General features: G+C 35.4%; 7 protein-coding genes and 1 pseudogene. 7 read left to right on the top strand and 1 reads right to left on the bottom strand.

The annotated features are described in order from the left end of the window. Nucleotides 1-408, top strand: a pseudogene (locus tag F8162_RS26190) (IMP dehydrogenase); the annotation flags it as partial. Between the two features lie 1,144 nt (nucleotides 409-1,552). Here F8162_RS26190 and F8162_RS26185 read toward each other — a convergent pair. Continuing rightward, nucleotides 1,553-2,362: a flagellin gene (locus F8162_RS26185; protein WP_151630954.1), complete on the bottom strand. Its 810-nt coding sequence runs from the start codon at nucleotides 2,360-2,362 to the stop codon at nucleotides 1,553-1,555. A gap of 256 nt (nucleotides 2,363-2,618) precedes the next feature. On the opposite strand from F8162_RS26185, the gene F8162_RS26180 reads away from it, so the two are divergent. The 6 genes from F8162_RS26180 to F8162_RS26155 all read left to right on the top strand — a co-directional run bounded on the left by F8162_RS26180 (nucleotide 2,619) and on the right by F8162_RS26155 (nucleotide 6,150). Next, the gene (locus F8162_RS26180) at nucleotides 2,619-3,404 is read left to right on the top strand and encodes a lytic transglycosylase domain-containing protein (protein ID WP_151630953.1); all 786 of its coding nucleotides are present in this window, start codon (nucleotides 2,619-2,621) and stop codon (nucleotides 3,402-3,404) included. Between the two features lie 62 nt (nucleotides 3,405-3,466). Next, the gene (locus F8162_RS26175; RefSeq protein WP_000775712.1) at nucleotides 3,467-3,691 is read left to right on the top strand and encodes a flagellar motor switch protein FliN; all 225 of its coding nucleotides are present in this window, start codon (nucleotides 3,467-3,469) and stop codon (nucleotides 3,689-3,691) included. Between the two features lie 14 nt (nucleotides 3,692-3,705). Beyond that, nucleotides 3,706-4,692: a flagellar motor switch protein FliM gene (gene fliM, locus F8162_RS26170; RefSeq protein ID WP_098273535.1), complete on the top strand. Its 987-nt coding sequence runs from the start codon at nucleotides 3,706-3,708 to the stop codon at nucleotides 4,690-4,692. Between the two features lie 10 nt (nucleotides 4,693-4,702). Beyond that, nucleotides 4,703-5,062, top strand: a complete 360-nt coding sequence (locus tag F8162_RS26165; protein ID WP_151630952.1) for a flagellar motor switch protein FliN — start codon at nucleotides 4,703-4,705, stop codon at nucleotides 5,060-5,062. A gap of 12 nt (nucleotides 5,063-5,074) precedes the next feature. Continuing rightward, on the top strand, nucleotides 5,075-5,395 hold the full coding sequence (locus tag F8162_RS26160; RefSeq protein WP_000121176.1) for a hypothetical protein: 321 nt from the start codon (nucleotides 5,075-5,077) through the stop codon (nucleotides 5,393-5,395). Then, entirely contained in the window at nucleotides 5,392-6,150 is a 759-nt protein-coding gene (locus tag F8162_RS26155) for a flagellar type III secretion system pore protein FliP (RefSeq protein WP_001220586.1), read from the top strand. Before F8162_RS26160 ends, F8162_RS26155 begins: the two co-directional genes overlap by 4 nt. Nucleotides 6,151-6,175 lie beyond the last annotated feature (25 nt).

The following is a 6,175-nucleotide window of genomic DNA, read 5'->3' as shown; positions in this document are numbered from 1 at the left end:
GGTGGAAAAGAAGCAACCATTAAAGTGAAAGACTTATTAGAGTCAACAGGTGGAACAGTGTATGTAACTGTAACAAAACCAAACAAAGATGAAAGTAGTAGAACGGCAGTAAAATACACAACAGAAGTATCAGAAGCTCTAAAAGCAAACAATATTGTTGTGCTAAACAATGATGGTGAAGATGATATTGTGAGGGTAACAGGGTTAGCTACAGGTGATGTTGTAAATGTTTATGACGCATTAACAGAAGGGGAAAAACTAGGCGCAGGAACTGTAGGAGATAAAAAGACAGCAGTAAATGTAAAAATCAAACAACTAGGGGAACAGGCAGGAAAAATTTATGTTACTGTCACAAAGAATAATAAGCTAGAAAGTGCACGCACAGCAAAAGATTATATTGCGGAGTAAATGAATAAATAATTTTTATAATTATTTATAAAAAAGCATCAGGACATTTCTGAAAAGAAAATACCTGATGCTTTTTGAATTTCTTTGGAGAGATTTTAGACAGAAGAGGATAAAAATATAATAAAAATAAGGTATGTTAAAAGCTAAAATTGGCATCAGAGAGCCGTAAAGAAAAGGGATATAGGAACATGTTAATCGGATAAACATTAATGAGATAGTTAAAATGAATAGGTAAGTGAAAAGAAAAGTAAGGGGGAATTTGGTTAAAAAATGCGTATGGTTTGTTATATGAAAACCCATACGCATTTTGATTGTTAGATGATTTTTTATTTTTGTCATTGTTATAACTGTTAGACGGGCAAAAATTGCTTTGGGAATTTTACATATTGTTGTTTCTGATAATAATTTATGTTTCACAAATTCACTGGGCATTTGCGCTGTATAAATCATACCTATAGATAAAATAGAATACAGGGATGTATTTGGGCTATTTGAGTGTCCAATATGTAATTGAAAATGTTGTGTCATTACATTAATTTCGATATGGTGATATTGTACTTCTTGGAATGCAATATTTATTTTTATAATTGCCTTATTAGCTATAGTCTTTGTTGAAACTTTAAGAGTAGCTTTCATCAAAGAGGCTACCTTTTTATTTAATGAGGAGAATTATAGACTTGTTGTAGAATTAAGTGTATTTACATCTGTAGTATTATTGGCAGGAGTAAGTAGTTCTGATAATTTTTTGGATTCTATATTTATAAAGGTTCGATTAAAATTTATTCTATTAAGAAAATTCATAGTAAGATCATGCATTCTTGTTAGCATGTTCGTGAGAATTTATAATGAAGATGTTAAGTTCTTTAATTTGAAACACTCTTTTATATTAGAATGACTAGTAGATCGTAACGTATGCTTTCTCTTTTAAAGTTTTTTACCAAGTTTTGTAGAAGAACTACCTGCGAGTTTAGGAGTTTGTTCAATGTAATTGATTGCTGAGTATATTGGAATTTTATTTGTATATGATGAAAAGGCTTTCGTGTTATTTGAATGTATACCATAGAGAATAGGGATGCATTCTTAGTTATTGTAAAAAAACATCTCTCCATAAGGAGAGATGTTTTTTAGTAAAGCATCAAATGGATTATTGTAATAATTTACTTACCATTTGTGGAGTTTGGTTTGCTTGAGAAAGCATGCTGATGCCAGCTTCGCTCAAGATTTTGAACTTAGTCATTTCAGACATTTCTTTCGCCATGTCAGCGTCTTCGATTTGAGAAGCAGCTGACGCCATATTAGTAGCTTGGCTCGTTACATTGTTTAAGTTGTGGTCTAAACGGTTTAATTGAGAACCGAAAGTCGCTCTTTCGTCAGCAACTTTTTGGATAGCAGTGTCAAGAGCTGTGATTTCACTTTCAGCAGTGTCTCTATCAGCTAAAGTGCTCAGTGTGCCTGTTGTTAATCCTTTTGTATCAATAGCAGCGATTGACATTGTATCACCAGAAGTATCAGAAAGCTGAACTTTAATTTCAGTACCAGTTGTATCTAAGAAAGCATTGCCGTTAAAATTAGTTTTTTCAGCAATATGATCAATTTCCTCTTTTAATGCTTCATACTCTTTGTTTAAAGAAGCGGTATCATCAGTGTTATTTGTACCGTTAGCAGCTTGCGTAGCAAGGTCACGCATACGAAGTAAGATGTTAGAAATTGAGCCTAATGCAGCATCGCCAGTACGTAGTGCAGACATAGCGTCTTGTGTGTTACGCGCTCCAACGTTTAAGCCGCCTTCTTTTGCACGCATACGAGTAGCGATAGCTAAACCAGCCGCATCATCAGAAGCACTGTTAATTGATTTACCGCTAGATAAACGATTCATTGCAGTATTCATTTTGTCTTGGTTTTGGCGCATGTACTCTTGCGTACGCATGCTGTTAATGTTTGTGTTAATTCTCATGTTAAGAACCCCCATTTTTTTATATTGACTTTTCTGCAAATTGAAAAACGGTAATATGCGAAAAAATCAATTTCGAGATTTATTGTAATCCCTGTCATAGTGGGTGTCAACTAAAAATTTGAATTAATAAATATAAAAAAATAACAGTTTAACAATATATTCATTTTTTTATTACAATATTATTAAAAGGATTATTGCAAACTTTAAAAAAAAACTCTAATATTAGATTATCTTTGTTTACCGAAAAGGTGATATTATGATAGTTGGAAATATAGTAAAAGAAGTGCTTGCATATAAGAAAGGACAAATTCAGCAAAAGTTAAGTAGTCCACAAGCATTCGTTAGTAGTCGTTTTCAAGAGAAGTTGCAGAGTGAACCTGCGAAGGAGACGAAGGGTACTACGCAGCCGGCAAGTGTAGAGGATATGAGTCAGCCGGTACAATCTACAAAAATAGAAAAAGTCGTACATAAACCAGAACAATCTATTCATAAAGTAGAGGAAGCGAGTAAGCCTGAAGAAAAGGCTGAAACGAAGAACGTAGATGAAGTGCAAGTGGCACAAAAAGAGTTCGAACGACGTTTCCCAGAAACGAAAAATGAGGCTGCTGATACGTGGGGATTAACGAAGAAGTATAATATTCAAAAAATACGTTCTTCCAATGAGGGGAAGTATGAGGAGATTATTGATCGCGCTAGCCGTACATACGGAATTCCGAAAACGTTAATTCAAAAAATGATTGAAGTAGAGTCTAATTTTAATCCGAAAACGGTGTCAAATGCAGGTGCGATGGGTCTTATGCAGCTTATGCCAGCGAATGTGAAAGAGATGGGTATAAAAAATCCATTTTCACCAGCTGAAAGTATTGAGGGCGGTGTGAAAGAGTTAAGCGGTTATTTAAAGAAAAATAACGGGGACTTAGTATTGGCACTTGCTTCTTATAATGCTGGCCCTGGTAATGTGAGAAAGTACGGAGGCGTACCGCCATTTAAAGAAACGCAAGGATATATTAAAAAAATATTAAATATCGACGTTTCAAAATAAGAAATTTCATATATAGAGAGAACATGAAATTTTCGTGAACATGATATGGGAGTTGGCTAGATTTGAAATTACAAGATGATATTCCGTTAACAATTTATTTTGAAATCGGAAATACGAAAAAGAAAATTGAAGATTTGCTTCATATTACGAAAGGTACATTGTATCGTCTTGAAAATTCAACGAAAAATACGGTACGTCTTATGCTTGAGAATGAAGAGATTGGAACCGGAAAGATTTTGACGAAAAACGGGAAGATGTACGTTGAAATCGTTGAATTGAAAAGGTAGGGAAGGGGATTGTCATGAGTGGCGAAAAATTAAGCCAAGAGCAAATTGATGCCCTGCTGAAGGCGGTAAATGAAGGCGAGGAAATGCCAGCTTTCGCACAAGAAGCAGGAAAGCAAGAGAAATTTCAAGAGTATGATTTTAATAGACCGGAGAAGTTTGGTGTTGAGCATTTACGTAGCTTGCAAGCAATTGCTTCTACATTTGGTAAACAGACGTCACAGACGTTGGCAGCGCGTATGCGTATTCCGATTGAGTTAGAGCCTTCAACGGTTGAGCAAGTTCCATTTACGAGTGAGTATGTAGAGAAAATGCCGAAAGATTATTATTTATATTGCGTTATTGATCTTGGTCTCCCAGAGCTTGGAGAAATTGTCATTGAAATTGATTTAGCATTTGTTATTTACATTCATGAATGTTGGCTTGGCGGAGATAGTAAGCGTAACTTTACAATGCGCAGACCACTTACCGCATTTGAGTTTTTAACACTGGATAATATTTTTATGCTCCTTTGCAAAAATTTAGAGCAATCATTTGAAAGTGTTGTGGCGATTGAACCGAAATTTGTAACGACGGAGACAGACCCGAATGCATTAAAGATTACGACAGCGAGCGATATTATTTCATTATTGAATGTAAATATGAAAACAGAGTTTTGGGATACGACGGTGCGCATCGGAATTCCATTCTTATCTGTTGAAGAAATTATGGATAAGTTAACATCTGAAAATATTGTTGAACATTCTTCAGATAAACGTAAAAAGTATACGTCTGAAGTGGAAGTGAAAGTGAATCAAGTGTATAAACCTGTTCACGTTGCAATTGGTGAACAGAAGATGACGATGGGTGACATTGAACAAATTGAAGAAGGTGATATTATTCCGCTTCATACGAAAGTTTCGGATGAATTACTTGGTTATGTAGATGGAAAGCATAAATTTAATTGTTTTATTGGAAAAGATGGAACGCGTAAGGCGCTCTTATTTAAAAGTTTTGTAGAGTAGGAGGATCCATATGAAGCATGAAGTATCTCCTGTGTCATTAATGGGATTAGAAGATTTTGCAGGGAAGCGAAATGAAGCAGGTAAAGCACATATTGATACTGTTTCAGATATTTCGATTGAACTTGGTGTAAAGCTTGGGAAGTCATCTATTAAGCTCGGTGATGTGAAAGAGTTAAAAGTGGGCGATGTTCTTGAAGTAGAGAAAAACTTAGGACATAAAGTAGATGTATATTTAAGTAATATGAAAGTCGGCATCGGTGAAGCGATTGTAATGGACGAGAAGTTCGGTATTATCATTTCTGAAATTGAAGCTGACAAGAAGCAAGCTGCGCTTATGAAAGCGCAAAGTCAAATGCAAGATAAAGAGTAGAGGAGGAGTCATATGTCGTATATGACGACCTTATTTCAAGTCGTTTTACTGTTTGGTGCGCTCGGCTACGGTGCATATTATATGACGAAAAAGACGCGCAAGCAGCAGTTTTTTAAACAAGGTGAAAATGGCCATATTCAAGTGAAAGACGGTGTGTATTTAAACCATCAAACGAGCGCCTTTTTATTTGAAGTGGACGGCAAGCAAGTGTTCACTGTTATTAGTAATAACGGTGTACAATCTGTGCAATTAACAGGAACAGGAAATCAGTTTCAACAAGCGCTAGAAGACGCGGTGAAGAGTGAAACGAAAAAAGTAGAGGATCCATCATGAGAATAAAGAAACAGTTATCATTATTAGCCGTTATTTTCGTATTTTCTATCGTTTTTTCAATTATTTTTGTAAATCCAGCGTATGCAGCCCAAAACGGTTTTATTAATTTCGAAAATGGAAAAGAGTTTACGAGTAATTCAAGTGTACAGTTATTTGCACTCGTTACCCTTTTGTCATTATCTTCTTCTATCGTTCTATTATTTACACATTTTACTTATTTTATGATCGTTCTTGGGATTACACGTCAAGGACTTGGGGTAATGAACTTACCACCGAACCAAGTGCTTGTAGGACTTGCACTATTTTTATCCCTCTTCACGATGCAGCCTGTACTTGGGCAGCTAAAGAGCGATGTTTGGGATCCGATGACGAAAGAGAAAATAACAGTAAGTCAAGCTGCGGAGACGACAGCTCCGATTATGAAAGAGTATATGTCAAAGCATACGTATAAGCATGATTTAAAAATGATGCTGAAAGTGCGCGGAGAAGAGTTGCCGAAAGATTTGAAAGATCTTTCCTTATTTACGCTCGTACCATCCTTTACGTTAACGCAAATCCAAAAAGGGTTGTTAACGGGGATGTTCATTTATTTAGCGTTTGTATTTATAGATTTGATTATTAGTACACTTTTAATGTACCTCGGGATGATGATGGTACCGCCGATGATTTTAAGTTTACCATTTAAAATACTCGTTTTCGTATATTTAGGTGGATATACAAAAATCGTCGACATTATGTTTAAAACGGTCGCCTGAAGCGTTTGATGCTATGTGATAGGAG

This window comes from Bacillus sp. CH140a_4T (assembly GCF_008923725.1).
Taxonomy (GTDB): Bacteria; Bacillota; Bacilli; order Bacillales; family Bacillaceae_G; genus Bacillus_A.
Note: the sequence above shows the minus strand (reverse complement) of the source record. Positions and strands in the feature narration are given on the sequence as shown.